Consider the following 20,382-nt stretch of genomic DNA (forward strand, 5'->3'; position numbering starts at 1 on the left):
GATCACTTTTTTAAAATTCCATTAATTCTTTTGTGGTTTTTAAAATATTTTCAGAGAGATTAGTCAACCAGATTAATTGTTCTATAACCAATTGCGCTTCCTGCATTTTCAATTGAAACGCTTCTTCATCAATAGGAATTCCTTCTTTTAACTCTTTGGCTCTAATGTTTTTTAATTCCGTAAATCGCATGGCCAAATCTTCTTTTGGGAGATTTTCTTTTAGATATAAATCATTTTCTTTCAAAAGTGCAATTGCATTATCCAGATTTCTAATGACAGTATCTACTACAACATTAAACGCTTCAGAAGCTGATGTAGTTTTATGCGATTGAATGTATGTTCCTAACGAAGCTGATGATGATAGCAAGGAATGATTCAGCACCGCTAATTTATATACCTGTGGTAATTGCTTTTGTTTCGATTTTGGTTCTTGCACCATTCTTTGGAAAGAAGCCATTAAATTTCCTATTTCGATAAAAGCATTTTTTCGTGCTAAACGATACGAAGTAGAAATAGTCCCTTTTTTATTGTAAAAAAGCGAAATTTCTTTCAAGTAATTTTGATTTGCAATAATCGATTTTTCTATGTGTGACGGAATATTTAAAAACTCCCACGAAGGCCATAAAAAGTGATTGGCAAGGAAAGCTAAAGCAGATCCTACAACGGTATCGAGTATTCTATATTGAACTACATCAACTATGTTAGGAGTTAATATTCCGTAAATAAAAACAACATACATGGTCACAAATGTGGCGCTGACTTTATAATTTATTTGGGTAAATGAAAATCCTAAAAGCATGCTTAAAATAGAAAGTATACTGATTGTGATGTTATCGTGTACCAATGAAAGAATCCCAAAAGCGATTAATCCGCCTATGATGGTACCGAAAATTCGATGAAAAGAACGCTGTTTCGTCAAACCATATCCAGGTCGCATAATAACTATAATAGTCAACAAAATCCAATAGACATTGTGAAAAGGCAGTATGTTTCCGATGATAAAACCAATCAACAATGTTATGGTTAATCGTAGCGAATGTCTGAAAATTGTGGAAGAGAAACTGAAATTTTCAATCAAAGTGCTCAAAGGATAATATTGTGGCGTCAGGAATTTTTCTAAGTCTTTGTCCTTTTCTTTAAAATCTTGTGAATTGAAGGCTAATGTAAAAGCGCGCTCTACAATTTTTATTTTCTCCACTTGCTTTTCAGCATACTGTAGCATAGTGGTCAGCATAAAAACACCTTCGGAAGCGGGAACTTTACCTAAATCATTTTCATAATCAGTGATAGCAAGTTGCAAAGCATTCAAGTCACCTCGTAAAGTATGTTTAGAGATGTATTTAGTTCGGTTTTGTACGCTTTTGGACAATTTTTTTAAACTTGCGGCAAGATTATAGGCTAGTTTTTGATAGGTTAACAAGACCTTTGGATGGTCGTCAAATTTTTGATGTAATTTATCATGGTCGAATGAAGTAGCTAATGCAAGCTCCAGAATTTCCATCAATGAAATAAAAACGATTAACATTTTTCGGTTTTGATTGGAAGATCCAGAAGTTGTATGACTGCTAATCAATACTTCTCTTATGTTTTGTCGAATGGTATTCAGTTCTACCTGAAGGTGTAATTGTTTTTCAATAATTGCTTTTCTATCAGCATTAATCGTCCATAAATCGCCTCTTAATTTTAAATATTTAGCAGTAAGTTTAATGCATTCTGCAATTTGTAATTCAACATAGCGATGAGGTCTTACATAATGAAAAATGAGGGAAATCATTAGATAAAATAATCCTCCGGATAATATTAAAAGGGAGTGTTGGACCATTGCCCAACCGGTATTGATACTTGCAAAGGCCAATGAAACCGAAATTAGTGCAGAGAAAGAGACCATTGTTGCCCGTTGTCCATAGACGGAAATCATCGAAATAAGAAAAATTAATACCGCCAAAAAAGGATAGAAAATCAAGGAATAAGGATAGACAATATTCACTAACAAATTGACACCTGCGACAAGTAAAGCCGTAACCAGAATACCGTTTATTTTATGTTTCAGATTGCTGGGAATATCGCTTGGATAAGTGAAAAAAGCACCTAAAGCGATGGTAAAACCTATTTCGAATTTGCCTAAAAAGGAAAGTACTACAACCGGAATAACTGCTGCTATTGTTACTTTTAGAGCATTAGTGAAATAAGTGCTGTCGGTAAATTTTCGGATTTTGTAAATCATACAATTGGATTACAAGCAAAGGTAAGAATTGAGTGACTGATTCAAAGAATAATTTGCCCTGTTTTTGCCTAAATGGTAAAAAAACGCGAATTATCAATACAGGATTATTCATTGTCTATTTTTTTACTATTTTCGCACACTGAATTAAAGGGAAACTTATTTCAGTTTATAGTAGATAATACTTAATATAAAAACAATGATTTTACCAATTATAGGATACGGTGATCCAGTTTTAAGAAAAGTAGGCGAAGTTCTTTCACCAGAGCATCCTAATTTGAAAGAAACGATTGCTAACATGTACGAAACGATGTATAATGCCTATGGTGTTGGACTTGCCGCACCTCAAGTAGGATTGGCACTTCGTTTATTTGTAATCGATACGACGCCTTTTAGTGATGATGAAGAATTAGGAGACACAGAACAAAAAGAATTAAAAGGATTCAAAAGAACTTTTATCAATGCAAAAATGATAAAAGAAGAAGGTGAAGAGTGGAGTTTTAATGAAGGTTGCTTGAGCATTCCAGACGTTAGAGAAGATGTATATAGAAATCCAACCATAACAATTGAATATTGCGAAGAGGATTTTGTAATGAAAACCGAAGTTTTTGATGGATTAATCGCCAGAGTAATCCAACATGAATACGATCATATTGAAGGAGTATTATTCACAGATAAAATTTCGTCATTAAAAAAACGATTGATTCAAAAGAAATTGAAAAACATTTTGGAAGGAAAAACATTCCAAGATTACCGAATGAAATTTTTTGCTAAAAAAGGAAGATAAAACAGCTTTTACAGCTTTATCTTGGTATGATTTTTGGTTTTAAATGAAAAAATAAATAAGTCAAATTCTTAATAATAATTACACAAAACATGAATTTAGAAAAAATATTAGCCATTTCTGGGAAACCAGGTTTATATGTATTAAGAGTGCAAACACGTACTGGGTTTGTTGCTGAATCATTGTTGGATGGAAAAAAAATCACAGTAAACTTAAAAAGTAATGTGAGTTTATTGTCGGAAATTTCAATTTATACGTATGAAGGCGAAAAACCATTAGCTGAAATCATGCAAAAAATTGCTGATAAGGAAAACAAAGGTCAAGCAATTTCACATAAAGAAGACAATGCTACATTGACAGCTTATTTCAAAGAAATTTTACCTGATTATGATGAAGAAAGAGTGTATCCTTCGGATATCAAAAAAGTTTTAAACTGGTATAATATGCTTCAAGCAAAAGGATTAGTTACTGATGAAGTACCTGCTGCTACTGAAGAAACACCAGCTGCTGAAGAACTTGTTGCTGTTGCTGAAGAAGTTCCTGCAACAGAAACTAAAACTCCTGCTAAAAAAGCAAAAGCTAAAAAAGAGTAATTCTATTTTAAAATAATATTTAATCCTGTTCAGCTATTTTTCTGAACAGGATTTTTTTATTTTTACCAAAAACCATTTCTGATGAATTCAAGACAAAACCAACTGCAAGCTTTCGAAAGATTATTAGACATTATGGATGATTTGCGAGAAAAATGTCCTTGGGACAAAAAGCAAACCATGCAAACCTTGCGTCATCTGACTATTGAAGAAACTTACGAATTAGGCGATGCTATTTTAGACAACGATTTAAACGAAGTCAAAAAAGAACTTGGGGATTTGTTATTGCATATTGTTTTTTATGCCAAAATAGGAAGCGAGACGAACGATTTTGATATGGCCGATGTCTGTAATGAAATTTGTGAAAAGCTAATTCACCGTCATCCCCATATTTATAGTGATGTAGTGGTAAAAGATGAGGAAGAAGTGAAACAAAACTGGGAAAAACTGAAACTCAAAGAAGGCAAAAAGTCCGTTCTAGAAGGTGTTCCAAGAAGTTTACCCGCATTAGTTAAAGCAAGCCGAATTCAGGATAAGGTAAAAGGAGTGGGTTTTGATTGGGAAGAATCGCATCAGGTTTGGGATAAGGTTCAAGAAGAATTGGAAGAATTGCAAGTTGAGGTTAAAGCAGGTGATCAAGATAAAATTGAAGCCGAATTTGGAGATGTTTTATTTTCGATGATCAATTACGCCCGATTTCTTAACGTAAATCCCGAAGATGCTTTGGAACGCACCAATAAAAAATTCATTAAACGCTTTCAATATTTGGAAAGTAAAGCCGGAGAATTAGGAAAACCTTTAATGGATATGACACTTGCCGAAATGGATGTTTTTTGGGAAGAAGCGAAGCGTCTTCCTAATAAATAGGAATTGGAAATCTATGATTTCCAAATAACTCAATTTTGGGAAGAAGCGAAGAAGCTATAGTATTTATTATTAAATAATTAAATTACCATCATTTATAAAATTATCCAATGCCAGAAAATAAAACCGAGTTAAAACGTTCTTTAGGATTAATTGATGCCACGAGTTTAGTAGCCGGTTCCATGATAGGATCCGGGATTTTCATAGTTACATCAGCTATGGCGAGAGATATTGGATCTGCGGCCTGGTTATTGGTGATTTGGTTGGTAACGGGATTAATCACGGTCGCTGCGGCATTGAGTTACGGAGAATTGGCAGGAATGATGCCCAATGCGGGCGGACAATTTGTTTACATACAACGCGCGTACGGAAGATTAGTTTCTTTCCTGTACGGTTGGACCGTTTTCACGGTAATTCAAACGGGAGTTATTGCAGCCATTGCGGTTACTTTCGCTAACTATGCGGCTATCTTCTTTCCTGTTCTGGATCATACACTTTTTACGATTGGTACCGGTTTTGTTTTTTCGTACCAAAAAGTGTTGGCTATTTTTAGTATAATACTGCTCACGTACATTAATACCAAAGGTGTCGAAAGCGGAAAAACAGTTCAATTGATTTTTACCTCGGCTAAATTAATTGCGCTTTTTGCATTGATTATTTTAGGATTATATGTTGGTTTACAAACGGATGTTTTGTCCAATAATTTCGAAAATATGTGGGAAGCCAGTAAAACGGTTGTGAATCCTGACGGAACAATTACAGTAACAAAATTAGCAGGAATGGCAATTTTGGGCGCTGCAGGAGCAACTATTATTAACTCTTTATTTTCTAGTGATGCCTGGAATAATGTTACTTTCATTGCAGGAGAAATTAAAGAACCTAAAAAGAATATTCCACGAAGTTTGTTTCTTGGAACTTTAATTGTAACTATTATTTATGTTTTAGCGAATGTTGCTTATTTGGCTTTGTTGCCAATGCAGGGAACTCCAAACGCTGCTGATATTGCCAGTAACGGAATCATGTTTGCCAGTAATGACAGAGTAGGTGCGGCGGCTGCAAGTATGATTATGGGAAATATAAGTGTTTTTGTAATGGCAGGCTTAATCATGGTTTCCACTTTTGGCTGCAATAGCGGTTTGATTCTTTCCGGAGGAAGATTGTTTTTTGCAATGGCAAAAGACGGATTATTTTTCAAACAAGCAACAGAACTTAATAAAAACCAAGTTCCTGCAAAAGCATTATGGGTTCAGTGTATCTGGGCTTGTGTACTTTGTATTTCAGGAAAATTTGGGGACTTGTTAACGTATGCGACTTTTGCGTCTTTGTTATTTTATATACTGACGATTCTGGGTGTTTTCATCCTTCGAAAAAAAGAACCTAATGTAGATAGACCTTATAAAGCGTTTGGGTATCCATTTGTACCCGCACTTTATATTGTGGTTACAGTAGCAATTTGTCTCACTTTATTGATTTATGATACGTTCAATACAGGCTTGGGATTGTGTATTGTGGCGTTGGGAATTCCGGTGTATTATTTTGTGATGAATAAGAAAGACTAAAGAGAATTGGAATTAATCTGCTAATTTTTTTAGTTTGTTGATGTCTTTTAGAATAATTTTTTTTCCATTCAATTCAATAAGTCCTAATTTGTTAAAATCAGAAAGTAAACGGATGCAACTTTCAGTGGCAGTGCCAATAATACTGGCTAGTTCATCTCTGGAAAGTTGTATTTTTAACGAATTATCCTCGTTTTTTCCAAAGGTATTGTGTAAATAAAGAAGCGTTTCGGCTAATCTTTCTTTGACTGTTTTTTGGGCTAAATTCACCATATGACCATCGGCTTCTTTTAGGTCGCCGCAAATAGTTTTCATCACGTTCATCGAAAACTGATTGTTTTTGTCAAAAAAGCCCATCACTTCTGATTTTGGAATAAAGCAAACTTGCATGTCTTCGAGGGCTACGGCGCTTAGATTCACCGGTTCATCACTAATCATGGAACGTTGTCCCAGTAATTCACCTTTTGTAACCAGTTTTACAATGTGATCTTTACCATTTGCACTGAGTTTAGTCAGTTTACAAACACCATCTTTTATACAATAAATACCATTTACATTTTCTCCTTCTTCAAATATAACTTCACCCTTTTTAATTATGTGGGATGTTTTACAGTCAGAAAGTTTTAGTAATTCGTCTTTAGTTAAGGCTTTTAAAGAGCTAAATTGTCTGACGATACATTGTTCGCATTTGCTCATATTGTTTGTGATTTATTGGTAGTACAAAACTAACTATTTAATATGACAAATGTCATATTTTTAACTCATTCGATTAATGACCTTTGTTCAAGGTAAAATGAGCAAAGTTATGGACACACAAAACTGTTTCCATTGTGGGTTAGATATTGTAGTAGAAGAAAAAATTATTTTTGATACAAAAAATTTTTGTTGCAATGGTTGTAAAACCGTTTACGAAATTTTTAGTCTGAATGATTTGACTTGTTATTATGATTTTGAAAAATCCCCTGGAGCAACCCCGCAAGAGATTAATGGTAAATATGATTTTTTAGACAATGAAAGTATTGTATCCAAACTTTTGGAATTTCAAGAAAATTCAACCGCAATTATTTCACTTAACATTCCTCATATTCATTGTAGCTCGTGTATTTGGATTTTGGAAAATCTACAGCGTCTTCAAAAAGGAATAAGCACTTCTCAGGTTAATTTCCTTGAAAAAAGAGTCCGAATCACTTTTAATCCTGAAGTAGTTTCTATTAAAACGATTGTTTATTTGTTGAGTTCCATCGGTTATGAACCCTATATCAGTTTAGAAAACTATGAAACGGGAAGCAATAATGTCGATAGAAGTTTAACGTATAAACTGGGCGTTGCTTTCTTTTGTTTTGGAAATATCATGTTGCTTTCGTTTCCGGAATATTTTGAGGTGAAAGAATATTGGCTGGATCAATACCGTGGCTTTTTCCGTTGGTTGATTTTTGCTTTAGCGCTACCCAGTTTCTTTTACTCGGCAAGTGGTTATTATGTTTCAGCGTATAAAAGTATCAAAACCAAAATGCTCAACATTGATATTCCTATTGCTTTAGGGATTGTTGTAATGTTTGTGAGAAGTACGTTTGATATCGTCATGGATTACGGTTCCGGTTTTTTCGACAGCTTAACCGGATTGATTTTCTTTATGCTTTTGGGAAAAATGTTCCAAATCAAAACCTATAGTTTTTTGAGTTTCGAAAGGGATTTTAAGTCCTATTTTCCAATAGCAATCACTAAAATTAATTCTGATTTGTCTGAAGAAAGTGTGGCTATTTACGAAGTTGAAAAAGGCGACAGATTACTCATCAGAAACCAAGAACTCATTCCGGTTGATGGGATTTTAATTTCTGAAAAAGCGGAAATCGATTATAGTTTTGTCACGGGAGAAGCAATTCCTATTACGAAACATTCTGGTGATAAAGTATTTGCCGGAGGAAAACAAATAGGGAAAGTAATCGAAATGGAAGTATTACATTCTGTTTCCCAAAGTTACTTGACGCAATTATGGAGTAATGATGTGTTCCAAAAAAATGTGGAGCAAAAACACAAAACGATTACCGATAGCATCAGCCGTTATTTTACACCTATTTTATTATTGATTGCTTTTGCAGGCTTCGGCTATTGGATTTTTATTGATGCCAACACCGCTTTCAATGTGTTTACAGCAGTGCTTATTGTTGCTTGTCCTTGTGCTTTGGCATTGACGGCGCCATTCACTTTTGGGAACGTATTGCGTATTTTAGGAAAACAGAAATTCTATCTCAAAAATGCTTTGGTTATTGAACAATTAGCTAAAGTAGACACGATTGTTTTTGATAAAACAGGAACTATTACCACCAATAAAAAATCGAATATTTCCTATGAAGGAACCGTTCTTTCCGATGAGAATTTGTTGCTGATTAAAAATGTGCTTCGGGCTTCAAACCATCCGTTGAGCCGAATGTTGTATGATTATTTGCCAATTCTAATTTTACAAAATAAATCAGAAAATGACACCAAAAAATTGAAAGTAGATGCTTTTGAAGAAATTACCGGAAAAGGAATCCAAGCTCAGATTTTTGGTCACCAAATTAAAATAGGTTCTGCAGCTTTTGTAGATAAAACAGAAGGTAATAACATTCTGCAAACGTCGGTTCATATCAAGATAAATGATATTTATTACGGGAAATTCATTTTTAACAATCAATATAGAGAAGGACTTGAGGAGCTTTTTAAAAGTTTAAAAAATAACTATCAAATCAAGGTTTTATCTGGTGACAATGAAGGTGAACGTGCAACTCTTGAACAACTTTTGCCGAAAGGCACGGAATTGATTTTCAATCAGAAACCGGAACAAAAATTAGAATTTATTAAAAACTTACAGGAAAAAGGCAAAAATGTAATGATGGTAGGCGATGGGTTGAACGATGCAGGAGCTTTGGCACAAAGTAATGTTGGAATCTCCATTTCTGAGAATGTGAATGTTTTTTCACCGGCCTGTGATGCTATTTTGGATGCTGGTGAGTTTCAAAAATTGAACTATTTCTTGAAATTATCCAAGAATTCCATTACGACTATCAAAATGAGTTTTGCACTTTCTTTATTGTACAATGTGGTAGGATTATCGTTTGCTATTACAGGTAATTTATTGCCTTTGGTTGCAGCTATCATCATGCCGTTGAGCACAATAACCATTGTGAGTTTTGTAACGGTGATGAGTAGTTATTATGCAAATAAAAAATAGAATTGTATACGTTTTGAGTTGCGCTTTCACATAAATTTAACAGATATCGATAAGTATGACAAATGTCATATTTTACTCCAAAACGTCAAAGTAACTTTGTTAACACAAATTAAGGTATGAGTGTCATTTATTTATTAATCTCCATCAGTATAATAGTCGCCATTGGTTTCTTTATTGCTTTTATACGAGCAGTAAAAACAGGTCAATATGACGACGATTATACGCCATCAGTCAGAATGTTATTTGACGATGAGCTAATTCAGTCGAAAGTTAAAAAACCGAAAACCAAAAGTTCAACGACTTTGTAATATTCAATTTTATGACTTTCAACAAATCAAATAATAAACAACTTTAAAAATAATTATAAATATGGAAATGCAGCAGTTTTATTATGACAACAAAATTGTAAAAAAATTCATTTACGCAACCATTGTCTTTGGAGTGGTAGGGATGTTAGTAGGGCTTACATTGGCCTTTATGTTCCTTTTTCCAAATATTACTGATGGTATTTCGTGGTTGAGTTATGGTCGATTAAGACCTTTACACACCAATGCAGTTATTTTTGCTTTCGTAGGAAATGCAATGTTTGCGGGTATTTATTACTCATTGCAGCGATTGTTAAAAGCCAGAATGTACAGTGATTTTTTGAGTAATCTTAATTTCTGGGGTTGGCAATTAATCATTGTTGCTGCAGCCATATCATTACCATTAGGCTATAGTTCTTCTAAAGAATATGCCGAATTAGAATGGCCAATAGATATTGCGATTGCATTAATTTGGGTTGTTTTTGGTATCAATATGATTGGAACTATTATAAAACGTAGAGAGCGCCATTTATATGTTGCGATTTGGTTTTACTTGGCAACATTCGTTACTGTGGCAGTTTTGCATATTTTTAATAGTTTATCATTGCCGGTTTCTGGAATGAAAAGTTACTCTGTTTACGCAGGAGTTCAAGATGCTTTAGTACAATGGTGGTACGGTCATAATGCAGTTGCGTTTTTCTTGACTACACCTTTCTTAGGATTAATGTACTATTTTATTCCAAAAGCGGCGAATCGTCCCGTGTATTCTTATAGACTGTCAATTGTTCACTTTTGGTCATTAATCTTTATTTATATCTGGGCTGGACCTCACCATTTATTATATTCGGCTTTACCTAACTGGGCTCAAAATTTAGGGGTTGCTTTCTCTATTATGTTGATTGCGCCATCTTGGGGTGGAATGATAAACGGACTTTTAACCTTGAGAGGGGTTTGGGATAAAGTGCGTGTTGAACCCGTTTTGAAATTCTTTGTGGTAGCGATAACAGGTTACGGAATGGCGACTTTTGAAGGGCCAATGTTATCACTGAAAAATGTAAATGCTATTGCGCATTACACGGATTGGATTATTGCTCACGTTCACGTTGGTGCATTGGCTTGGAATGGATTTATGGCTTTTGGTATGATTTATTGGTTGGTTCCTAGAATGACCAAAAGCAATTTGTACTCAGTTAAGTTAGCTAATTTCCACTTCTGGATTGGTACTTTAGGTATTATATTATATACGATTCCAATGTATGTTGCCGGTTTTTTACAAGCATCTATGTGGAAACAATTCAACCCGGACGGAACTCTAACCTACGGTAATTTCCTTGAAACAGTAACTCAAATTATGCCTATGTATTGGATGAGAGCTATAGGTGGAACTCTTTATTTAATTGGAATGTTTTCTTTAGTGTATAATGTTATCCAAACCGTTAGATTAGGTTCTAAAATCGAAGATGAATTGGCTGAAGCTCCTGAATTATTGAAAATTAGTGCAGGAAGAGTAAAAGGAGAGAAATTTCACCCTTGGTTAGAAAGAAAACCGATTCAGTTAACCATTTTGGCAACTGTTGCTATTTTAATTGGTGGTGTTATCCAAATTGTTCCTACGATTATGGTTAAATCCAATATTCCAACCATTGCAAGTGTAAAACCGTATTCTCCATTAGAATTAGAAGGACGTGATTTATACATTCGTGAAGGTTGTGTTGGTTGTCACTCACAGTCTGTTCGTCCTTTCCGTAGTGAAGTGGAACGTTATGGACCGCAATCTAAAGCTGGTGAATTTGTATACGATCATCCATTCCTTTGGGGATCAAAACGTACCGGTCCGGATTTATTAAGAGTGGGTGCTAAGTATAATGACAATTGGCATTTTAACCACTTTTGGAATCCGCAAAGTATATCCGCAGGCTCCATTATGCCAGGTTACAAATGGCTGTTTGATAATAAACCGATGGATGTTTCTTTGACTCAAAAGAAAATGCAGGTCATGGTTACGCTTGGAGTTCCTTACACTGAAGCTCAGATTGCAAGTGGTTTAGATGATTTAAGAAAACAAGCGATTGCAATTGAAGAAAACTTGAAAAATGATCCTGACTTTGTAAAAAGTTATGACGAAAGCAAGAAAAAAGCCGAAGCCAGAGGAGAAAAATTTGTTCCAATGAACGAAAGGGAAATCATTGCCTTGATTGCTTATATGCAAAGACTTGGAACAGATATTAAAGTAAAAGATATCGCTAAAAAATAAAAGTTATGTTCGAACAAATAAAACACAATATGGAAACGATAGAAGGTGTGGCAATATATCCCATCTTATCATTATTAATTTTTTTCGTCTTTTTCGTGGGCCTCGGTCTATGGGTGTTCTCTTATAAGAAAGAAACGATAAATAAATTGAGTCAAATTCCATTGAGAGACAATCAAATAGTATAATTTTTTAAAATTTAGAAAATGAAAAAATTAATTCCAGTATACGTTAGAGTACCTGTTATTTTCTTTGCTGTCATGATGGCAATGGAATATTTCATAGACTCAGGAGACAGACCTGCTTTTATAAAATTTCCAATGGTTTCTGTATTCTTATTCGTGTTCCTTTTCCTTTTGATAGCGATAGAAATCACGATGAAGGCAGTTGACAATATTACCTATCATTTATTGACCGAGGAACAAAAAAACCAATTAAATAAAGCAAATGATTTGAGTTTCAAGGATAGTGAATGGTACCAAAAGCTGATGGAAAAATTGACTAAAACCGAACCTTTAGCAAATGAAAATCAGTTATTATTAGAACACGATTACGATGGCATCAAAGAATTAGATAACAATTTGCCGCCTTGGTGGGTATATTTATTCTACGCTTGTATTCTTTTTGGCGTTGTTTATATGGTACGATATGAAGTTTTAGGAGCTGATAATCAAGAAATGGAACTTAAAAAAGAAGTTGCTCAAGCCAAAATAGATATTGCAGAATACATGAAAACAGCTCCGGATTTAATGGATGAAAAAACGGTGACCTTGTTGACTGATCCTGCGGATTTAGCAGCTGGTAAAGAAATTTTTACTGCCAATTGCGCTGCTTGTCACAGAGCTGACGGTGGAGGACAAATTGGACCAAATCTAACGGATGAGAAATGGATTTTAGGTGGCGGAATAAAAAATGTATTTCATACGCTGGTAAATGGAGGACGTGACGGAAAAGGGATGATTTCCTGGAAAGGAACATTGAAACCTAAAGAAATGCAAAAAGTTGCCAGCTACATTTTATCCTTGAAAGGAAGCAATCCACCAGATGCTAAAGCTGCGGAAGGCGAAGTTTGGGTAGAAGAAAATGTTACTGTTGCAGTTAAATAACAATTAGAAACACACGTTTTTATTTAGCTTAAGAATTTTAATAATTATTTTGAACTTGTGTTTTAAATAAAAAAAAATGTCAAAATTACCAGACGAAGCTTTTAGAGATACCATAGGAACGATTGATGAAGAAGGAAACAGAAAATTTATTTTCCCAAAAAAGCCTTCAGGAAAGTTTTATGATTACAGGAAATGGGTGAGTTATTTTTTACTGATTGTACTTGTTGCAAATCCTTTTATGAAGATAAATGGGAACCAGTTCATGATGTTCAATATATTGGAGCGTCGATTTAATATTTTCGGATTTCCATTTTGGCCACAGGATATTTATCTGTTCGTTCTTTTTATGATTATTGGCGTCGTTTTCGTCATTCTTTTTACGGTGATTTATGGACGAATATTTTGCGGATGGATTTGTCCACAGACCATCTTTTTAGAAATGGTTTTCCGCAGAATTGAATACTGGATTGAAGGTGATCGTGGTGCTCAGATTCGTTTGGAAAAACAGGAATGGAATGCAGAGAAAATTAGAAAAAAAGCCTTTAAATGGACAATTTTCTTAATCATTTCTTTTTTTATTGCCAATGTTTTTCTGGCGTATCTTATCAGTAGCGACAAGTTGCTTTTAATGATTGAAGAAGGACCAGAAAATCATCTGAGTACTTTGATTTCATTATTGATTTTTACCGGAGTTTTCTATTTTATTTTTGCGTGGTTTAGAGAACAAGTTTGTATTATAGCTTGTCCTTACGGAAGATTGCAAGGCGTTTTATTAGACGATAAATCGATAAATGTAGCATATGATTTTGTTCGTGGCGAAAAAGAAGTGGGTAGGGCAAAATTTAACAAACAAGAGGTTAGAGCTGCTACCGGAAAAGGCGATTGTATTGATTGCAAGCGATGTGTAAATGTTTGTCCAACAGGAATTGATATTCGTAACGGGACTCAAATGGAATGTATCAATTGTACTGCTTGTATTGATGAATGTGACACGATTATGGATAGCGTAGGTTTACCCAAAGGACTCATTCGATATGCATCTGAAGATGAAATTGAGAAAAAAGTAACGTTCAAGTTCACGCCTAGGATGAAAGGCTATTCAGCCGTATTATTTATTTTGACAGGAATTTTGATTGGATTATTGTTTTTACGTTCTGATGTTGAAGCCAGTATTTTGAGGCTTCCGGGTCAGTTATTTGAACACAAAGGCGAAAACATCAGTAATATTTATACTTTTAAAATCATCAATAAAACCAACACTGATTTTAATGATATTCATTTCAAGTTGGTGGGTATAAAAGGAACTCTAAAAGTGGTTGGGAAGCAAGATTTAAAAGTGCCTAAACAAGGTATGAATGGTGGAACCCTGTTTGTTGAAATCAACCAAAATTTATTAGACAGTGATAAAACAAAACTGAAAATTGAGGTTTATAATGGGGATGAAAAAATTGAAACGGCGACCACTAATTTTTTAAGTCCACGTAGTTTTGATTAATATCCTTTTAAGTAGGGAATAGAATTTATAAAAAAATAGATCATGAAAATTAGCTGGGGAACAGGAATCGTAATCGCTTTTGGGTTGTTTATAACCTTCATTTTGTATTTTGTTTTTACGGTACAATCCGATTCAAAATACGATAACGAGTTAGTTGTAGAGGAATATTACAAACATGATGCGCATTTTGGAGATGAAATGGCTCGTGTTCAAAATGTTGCAGATTTGGCTCAAAAGCCAACAATAAATAATGCTTCAAATGGAGTGGAAATAATATTCCCAAAAGTATTTGTACCTAAAAACATCAAAGGCAAAGTGTCCCTTTACAGACCGTCTAACAAAAAATTAGATTTTGAAATTCCAATTTCATTATCGGATACTACTACTTTGCTCATACCTAAAAAAAGTTTGGCAGGCGGTCGATGGGACATTAATATGGAATGGCAATACGATGGAAAATCGTATCTGTCTAAAGAAACAATTTATATCAATTAGTCTTAAAGTCAAAAGTCTTAAAGACAATTTATAGGATTTAAGATTTTTAATTTTATGACATTAGACTAAAAAAATGCTTTATACTGCCTTCATTTTCGGTTTAATAAGTAGTTTTCACTGCATTGGTATGTGCGGTCCTATTGCTATGATTTTGCCCGTAGACAGAACGAATCAGACTAAAAAAGTAACTCAAATCATTACCTATCATTTAGGAAGATTAACGGCTTATGCTACAATAGGTTTTGTTTTTGGACTCCTTGGAAAAGGTTTCTTTTTGGCCGGTTTACAACAGAATTTATCCATATTCATTGGTGTAGCTATGATTATAGTTGTTTTGACTCCAGAGAGAATTTTTGCTAAATATAATTTTTCAAAACCGGTTTTTAAATTAATTTCTAAAATCAAAACGGCTTTAGGAAGTCAGTTTAGAAATAAGAGTTATAAATCCCTGTTCACTATTGGTTTACTGAATGGTTTTTTACCCTGCGGAATGGTTTATGTAGCCTTGTTTGGTGCTATTGCCATGCAAAGTGAAAGTTTGGGTGTTCTGTATATGATTTTATTCGGATTAGGAACCGTTCCTATGATGAGCAGCGTTGTGTATATCAATTCATATCTCACAATTCCTATTCGGAACCGAATCCAAAAAGCGATTCCTTATGTAGCGGTATGTATTGGTTGCTTATTTATTTTGAGAGGATTGGGATTGGGAATTCCTTATATTTCGCCATCCAATATGAGTTTATTTATTCAAGCTGATCCTAATTGTCATTAATATTCTAATAGTTTTGTATAAAAAAGCACGCCATTCAGCGTGCTTTTTTATTTTGTAAGATTGTGAAATATTAGATTGTCATCGAAAACAATTCGGTTTCCGGTGCTTTTCTTTTCAAACGTAAATCAAATGCCATACAAATATTTCGAACATAAGGTTTCCCTTTTTCTGTAACGGTGATGCCATTGTCTTTAATGATTACTAAACCATCATTTTCCATTTCTTTCAATTGAATTAATACGTCTGGAATTTCATTGAAATACCCCTCTTTATTTTTCCAGGAAGTTTCAAATTGGCACATTAAATTCAGAATGTGTTTTCGGATGATGAGGTCTTCATCAGTCAATAAATGTCCTCTGAAAATCGGTAATTTATTCCATTCTAATATTTGATAATAATCTTCTAAATTTTTTACATTCTGTGCAAAACTGTACCAACTGTCACTGATGGAAGAAACTCCCAATCCAATCATCAATTGTGTTTTTGAAGAACTGTAACCCATGAAATTACGGTGCAATGTCCCATCTTTAAAAGCTTTATACAAACTATCCGTTTCCAAAGCAAAATGATCCATTCCTATTTCTTGATACCCGTTTTCGTACAATAGTTTTTTACCGGTTTCATAAAGCATTCTCTTTTTATCATCTTTTGGAATGTCTTCATCGTTGAAACCGCGTTGTCCATTTCCCTTAATCCAAGGAACATGCGCATAACTATAAAATGCCAATCGGTCGGGCTGTAATGATTTTGTTTTCTCAATCGTATCAATAACATCCTCTATTTCCTGAAAAGGCAATCCAAAAATGATATCATGACCTATGGAAGTATACCCAATTTCTCTGGCCCAAAATGTAACTTTTGCCACATTATGAAAAGGCTGCAAGCGATGAATTGCTTTTTGGACTTTTTCTGAGTAATCCTGAACACCAAAACTTACTCTTCTAAAACCTAAATCGTAAAGCTTCTGTAAATGTTCGTGTGAAGTGTTATTCGGATGGCCTTCAAAACTAAATTCATAGTCTTTGGCTTTATTTGCATGAGAAAAAATACCATTTATTAAATCCTCTAAGTTTTTTGTAGAAAAAAATGTGGGAGTTCCTCCGCCCAAATGAATCTCTTTTATGATTGGTTTCTCTCCAAGGATTTTACAATATAATGTCCATTCTTTTAAAACGGCCTCTATATACGGATTTTCAACGCCATGATTTTTGGTAATACGCTTGTTACAACCACAAAAAGTACACAAGCTTTCGCAAAAAGGCAAATGAATATATAAACTGATTCCTTCTGAAGTATTACTTTCTATAAATGATTTTTTTAGCGTTTCAGCCCATATTTCATCTGAAAAATCAGTTTCATCCCAATAGGGAACCGTTGGATAACTGGTGTATCTGGGACCTGGAACATTGTATTTTTGAATTAAAGAATTTTTCATGGCTGAGTCATTTAACGTTAATCAAAAGTAGAACGACCACTCAAATATTAAAATGATAATTATCATATCGAGAGAACCTTTTGCAAAAAAAAGAGGCTTCAAAAGCCTCTTTTACAGAACAAATCAGTTTCTTAAACGGTTATACAATCTTGAATCATTTTTGCCCATTTTTTGGCTAACTGATGATCCTCATACAAACAAACTTGACCTATTTGATCATTTTCAATTTTGTAAAATGAAATATACTCTGTTTTTTTAGCTTCTTTATATTGAAATTCAAATTCAATTTTTAGAATCGTATCACTATTATTTTCCGTAGTTGGAACTAGTTTGCAAGATTGAATTGTATTTAAATCAACAAAAGAAACAACTTCTTCTTTTGCATTAAAATCAATCAAAAGAAATCCTTTTTTTTTTTCGTCTAACGCCAAAACTTTTTTGTTTTGTGTTTCTGTTAATTCAAAATTAAAGCGATTGTTTTGGCTGAATCTGGTTTTTATATTTTTGATTTTTGTTTTGTTAATCGAGTTTGAGTGAATCACATAGAAAAGAGGAATAGCAATTATTAAAGTTAGTACAAGGCCAATTATAGTTACGGATGTATCCATTTTTTTATTTTTTAATTATTTGTAAAGCATGATAAGTTGAACCGAAACTAAAAGGAATCAATTCAAAAGGGAAGATTAGATCTTCTAATTACGAAATCAGTGCTTCAAATCACCAAAAAAAATGGAAAGGAAAGAGTAGGAGCGAAACCATCTCACATCGATTGATGTCTTGTTTCGCAAAACGAATAAAGAATGTGCTAATTTTAAAATCCGGAATTGCAATCAGAAAATTTTCCAGATATTTAGCAATCGTATAATCCGGAGTTTTATGATAGGAAGTAAACGGATTGCTTACTTGAGGTTTTATAAAATCTAAAGAATGGATGCTGTCAACAGAAACGGAAGAACTGGATTTCTCCAATTGACTTATATGAATAGGGGCTTCGCTTGCACTAAAAGCAAATAAAAAAGCTATTAAAAGCCCAATAAAAACAAGTGTTTTTCGGAAACAATCCATTTTGCAAATTTAAAATTTGTCACCTGATTTATATAACTTTTTCTAATAAATGAAAGTTAAAGTTTAGAATCAGATAGTTTTTTCCATAAAAAAAACCTCGAACTGTTTAAGATCGAGGTTTCTATTTTAACGTTAACTAAGATTTACTCTTGGTTAAGATTTCTCAGTTGTTTTAGTTTTTCTTTCCAAACATCAAGGCTTTCTTTATGAATAGCTATGTTTTTACGAACTTCTAATACTATAGAGTTTTCTTTTTTTGCATTTCTGGTATTGGTAAAGAATTGAATGTTGTTTTCCAATTGGAAAATTTCATTCTGCACTTCATCAATTTTACGCATTAAGAAAATCTTTTCGTTGTCCAGTTTTCGAGTGTCTTTGCTTTCTGATAAATGATCCATTCTATTAGCAAAACGCATCATATCAGTATCTTTTTTGCTCAAACTCAATTTTTCAAAAAGAGCATCCAAGATTTTATTGAATTTCCCTTCAATATGTCTTCTTGGGAAAGGTACTTTTCCAAAGTTTTTCCAGGTTTCGATATGCAATTTGATTGCATCCAAATCTGTTTTGTGATCTCCGGTCAATTGAAATTCTCTCAATGTTTCCAAGTAGGCTTTTTTATTATCAAAAGCTGCTACTTCTTCACCGTTTTCCTCATTCTTTTGCTCTTTTAACTTGTCAAAATAATGATTGCACGCATCTTTAAACTCTTTCCAGATTTTATCCGAATATTTTCTTGGCACATGTCCTATCTGTTTCCATTCATCCTGAATTTGTTTCATGATAGGAGTAGTCGCAGCAAAATCAAGACTTTCTTGCAATTCTTTGGCTTTGGCAACAAGAGCTGTTTTCTTGCTTAAATTGTCGTTTTGATCTTTTTTAATGTCTTTGTAAAACGAATTTTTGAAAGAATTGAAATTTCTGACAGCAGTTTTAAAACCAGCCCAAGTTTCCTCATTCACATCCGAAGGAACTTTTCCGGCAGAGAAGAAAGCAGTACGCAACGCTTCCACTTTTTCTATTTGAGCAAGCCATTGAGTGTGTGCATTTACTTTTTCAGTAGCCAAAAGTTCAATCTTGGCAATAATTTCTTTTTTCTTTTCTAAATTCTCAAGTTCTGTTCCTCTTTGATTTTCGAACAAAACTTCACGTTTATCATGCATTTGTTTGGTCAAATCGCTAAACTTGTTCCAAATGGCATCACGATGTTCTCTGGAAACAGGACCAATGTCTTCTTTCCAAATTCTATGTAAATCCTGCAGTTCTCTGAATGCTTTGTTGATATCGGCTTCATTCACCAATTCTTCTACACGCGCTACAATTTTTTGTTTTTGCTCTAAATTATGTTTGAAATCTAAATCTCTGGCTTCTCTGTCTAAATGCAGGTAATCATAGAAGTTTTCAACATGAAAATGGAAATTGTTCCAAACGTGGTTGTATTTATCTTTCGGAATTGGTCCGGCAGTTTTCCATCGTTCTCTTAAATCATTAAAATGTTTTAAAGTGTCTTTGATGTTTTCCTGTGGGTTAATCAACTCTTTCAATTCCTCAACAATAGCCAAACGGTTTTCTAAATTTGTTTTTAGATTCGTTTGTAAACTCTTGAAATGGGTATTTTTAGTATCTCTAAAAAGAGAATAATATTTATCAAAATTTGTTTTTAGTGGAGAATGATATTGAAATTCTTCATTTGGATCTTGATTTTCTGCTAAAAACTCCTCTTTTTTCTCTTCAAGAAGGTGGTTGTATTTAGCCAAAAATGCTTTTTTGATTTCTTCAATATGCTCCTTAAACGACATTACTTTTTCATTGGAAACTAAACTTTTCAGCTCGTCTACCAGTTCTTCAAGTGATAAGGTATCATAATCCTGCATTGGAATTTCGTGACGTTCCTTCAACGTTTCGTCCTCACTTTCGGCAGCATTTGTTTCGGCAATAGCATCTAGTACAGTCTGGTTTTCAGTCTCTGTAATAGGTTCATTAGCTGTCAACTCCTCATCATTTAGAGTTACAGCATTATCTTCTGCAGGAATAGTAGTAACAGTGTCACTAGTTTCCGTTTCCAAAACTTCTGGTTCTATTGGAGTAGATTCAACAGAATTGTGTTCTAAATTTCCATCTGCCTCAAGCAGGTTATCATTCTTTTCTTCTAACATTTTTTCAATGTGTAAGGTTTCTATTTTTTTATCGAGCACGAAAGATAGTAAAGGAGCATGAAATTTCAAAATA

The 20,382-nt window shown here is 33.8% G+C and carries 18 protein-coding genes; 12 read left to right on the top strand and 6 right to left on the bottom strand.

Going from position 1 to position 20,382, the window contains the following annotated elements; genetic code table 11:
* Positions 1-10: 10 nt before the first annotated feature.
* Entirely contained in the window at positions 11-2,224 is a 2,214-nt protein-coding gene (locus QLS31_RS10395; protein ID WP_282743807.1) for an FUSC family membrane protein, read from the bottom strand.
* Between the two features lie 196 nt (positions 2,225-2,420).
* Between QLS31_RS10395 and def the strand changes: the two genes are divergently transcribed.
* From def to QLS31_RS10415, 4 genes are all read left to right on the top strand, one after another.
* Positions 2,421-3,008 carry a peptide deformylase gene (gene def, locus QLS31_RS10400; protein ID WP_099715872.1) on the top strand — a complete coding sequence of 196 codons (588 nt, stop codon included), beginning with the start codon at positions 2,421-2,423 and terminating at the stop codon, positions 3,006-3,008.
* Between the two features lie 89 nt (positions 3,009-3,097).
* Positions 3,098-3,598, top strand: coding sequence for a DUF5606 domain-containing protein (locus QLS31_RS10405; protein WP_099715871.1), 501 nt, complete (start codon positions 3,098-3,100; stop codon positions 3,596-3,598).
* Between the two features lie 81 nt (positions 3,599-3,679).
* Entirely contained in the window at positions 3,680-4,462 is a 783-nt protein-coding gene (gene mazG / locus QLS31_RS10410; protein ID WP_282743808.1) for a nucleoside triphosphate pyrophosphohydrolase, read from the top strand.
* Positions 4,463-4,569: 107 nt separating this feature from the next.
* Positions 4,570-6,018: an amino acid permease gene (locus QLS31_RS10415; RefSeq protein ID WP_282743809.1), complete on the top strand. Its 1,449-nt coding sequence runs from the start codon at positions 4,570-4,572 to the stop codon at positions 6,016-6,018.
* A 12-nt stretch (positions 6,019-6,030) separates the two neighbouring features.
* On the opposite strand, the gene QLS31_RS10420 is transcribed toward QLS31_RS10415, so the two are convergent.
* Positions 6,031-6,711, bottom strand: a complete 681-nt coding sequence (locus QLS31_RS10420) for a Crp/Fnr family transcriptional regulator (RefSeq protein ID WP_282743810.1) — start codon at positions 6,709-6,711, stop codon at positions 6,031-6,033.
* A 109-nt stretch (positions 6,712-6,820) separates the two neighbouring features.
* Here QLS31_RS10420 and QLS31_RS10425 point away from each other — a divergent pair, with 109 nt between their 5' ends.
* The 8 genes from QLS31_RS10425 to QLS31_RS10460 all read left to right on the top strand — a co-directional run bounded on the left by QLS31_RS10425 (position 6,821) and on the right by QLS31_RS10460 (position 15,653).
* Positions 6,821-9,226 carry a heavy metal translocating P-type ATPase metal-binding domain-containing protein gene (locus QLS31_RS10425; RefSeq protein WP_282743811.1) on the top strand — a complete coding sequence of 802 codons (2,406 nt, stop codon included), beginning with the start codon at positions 6,821-6,823 and terminating at the stop codon, positions 9,224-9,226.
* A 116-nt stretch (positions 9,227-9,342) separates the two neighbouring features.
* Positions 9,343-9,534 carry a cbb3-type cytochrome oxidase assembly protein CcoS gene (gene ccoS / locus QLS31_RS10430; RefSeq protein WP_282712128.1) on the top strand — a complete coding sequence of 64 codons (192 nt, stop codon included), beginning with the start codon at positions 9,343-9,345 and terminating at the stop codon, positions 9,532-9,534.
* A gap of 61 nt (positions 9,535-9,595) precedes the next feature.
* The gene (gene ccoN / locus QLS31_RS10435; RefSeq protein WP_282743812.1) at positions 9,596-11,785 is read left to right on the top strand and encodes a cytochrome-c oxidase, cbb3-type subunit I; all 2,190 of its coding nucleotides are present in this window, start codon (positions 9,596-9,598) and stop codon (positions 11,783-11,785) included.
* A gap of 5 nt (positions 11,786-11,790) precedes the next feature.
* On the top strand, positions 11,791-11,970 hold the full coding sequence (locus QLS31_RS10440; RefSeq protein WP_282743813.1) for a CcoQ/FixQ family Cbb3-type cytochrome c oxidase assembly chaperone: 180 nt from the start codon (positions 11,791-11,793) through the stop codon (positions 11,968-11,970).
* A gap of 18 nt (positions 11,971-11,988) precedes the next feature.
* Positions 11,989-12,888 (top strand): cbb3-type cytochrome c oxidase N-terminal domain-containing protein, encoded by a 900-nt coding sequence (locus tag QLS31_RS10445; protein WP_282743814.1) that lies wholly within the window; start codon positions 11,989-11,991, stop codon positions 12,886-12,888.
* Between the two features lie 76 nt (positions 12,889-12,964).
* Positions 12,965-14,383, top strand: coding sequence for a cytochrome c oxidase accessory protein CcoG (ccoG, locus tag QLS31_RS10450; RefSeq protein WP_282743815.1), 1,419 nt, complete (start codon positions 12,965-12,967; stop codon positions 14,381-14,383).
* Between the two features lie 42 nt (positions 14,384-14,425).
* Positions 14,426-14,878, top strand: a complete 453-nt coding sequence (locus QLS31_RS10455) for a FixH family protein (protein ID WP_282743816.1) — start codon at positions 14,426-14,428, stop codon at positions 14,876-14,878.
* A 73-nt stretch (positions 14,879-14,951) separates the two neighbouring features.
* Complete coding sequence (locus QLS31_RS10460) at positions 14,952-15,653, top strand: sulfite exporter TauE/SafE family protein (protein ID WP_282743817.1); 702 nt, start codon at positions 14,952-14,954, stop codon at positions 15,651-15,653.
* Between the two features lie 70 nt (positions 15,654-15,723).
* Here the strand turns inward: QLS31_RS10460 and hemN are convergent, their stop codons facing one another.
* From hemN to QLS31_RS10480, 4 genes are all read right to left on the bottom strand, one after another.
* Positions 15,724-17,088 (bottom strand): oxygen-independent coproporphyrinogen III oxidase, encoded by a 1,365-nt coding sequence (gene hemN / locus QLS31_RS10465; protein WP_282743818.1) that lies wholly within the window; start codon positions 17,086-17,088, stop codon positions 15,724-15,726.
* Positions 17,089-17,219: 131 nt separating this feature from the next.
* Positions 17,220-17,696 carry a hypothetical protein gene (locus QLS31_RS10470; protein WP_282743819.1) on the bottom strand — a complete coding sequence of 159 codons (477 nt, stop codon included), beginning with the start codon at positions 17,694-17,696 and terminating at the stop codon, positions 17,220-17,222.
* A 109-nt stretch (positions 17,697-17,805) separates the two neighbouring features.
* The gene (locus QLS31_RS10475; protein ID WP_282743820.1) at positions 17,806-18,153 is read right to left on the bottom strand and encodes a hypothetical protein; all 348 of its coding nucleotides are present in this window, start codon (positions 18,151-18,153) and stop codon (positions 17,806-17,808) included.
* 143 nt (positions 18,154-18,296) lie between these two features.
* Positions 18,297-20,309, bottom strand: coding sequence for a DUF349 domain-containing protein (locus tag QLS31_RS10480; RefSeq protein ID WP_282743822.1), 2,013 nt, complete (start codon positions 20,307-20,309; stop codon positions 18,297-18,299).
* Between the last annotated feature and the right edge of the window lie 73 nt (positions 20,310-20,382).

The organism is Flavobacterium sp. XS2P24, from assembly GCF_030010285.1.
Classification (GTDB): Bacteria; Bacteroidota; Bacteroidia; order Flavobacteriales; family Flavobacteriaceae; genus Flavobacterium; species Flavobacterium algoritolerans.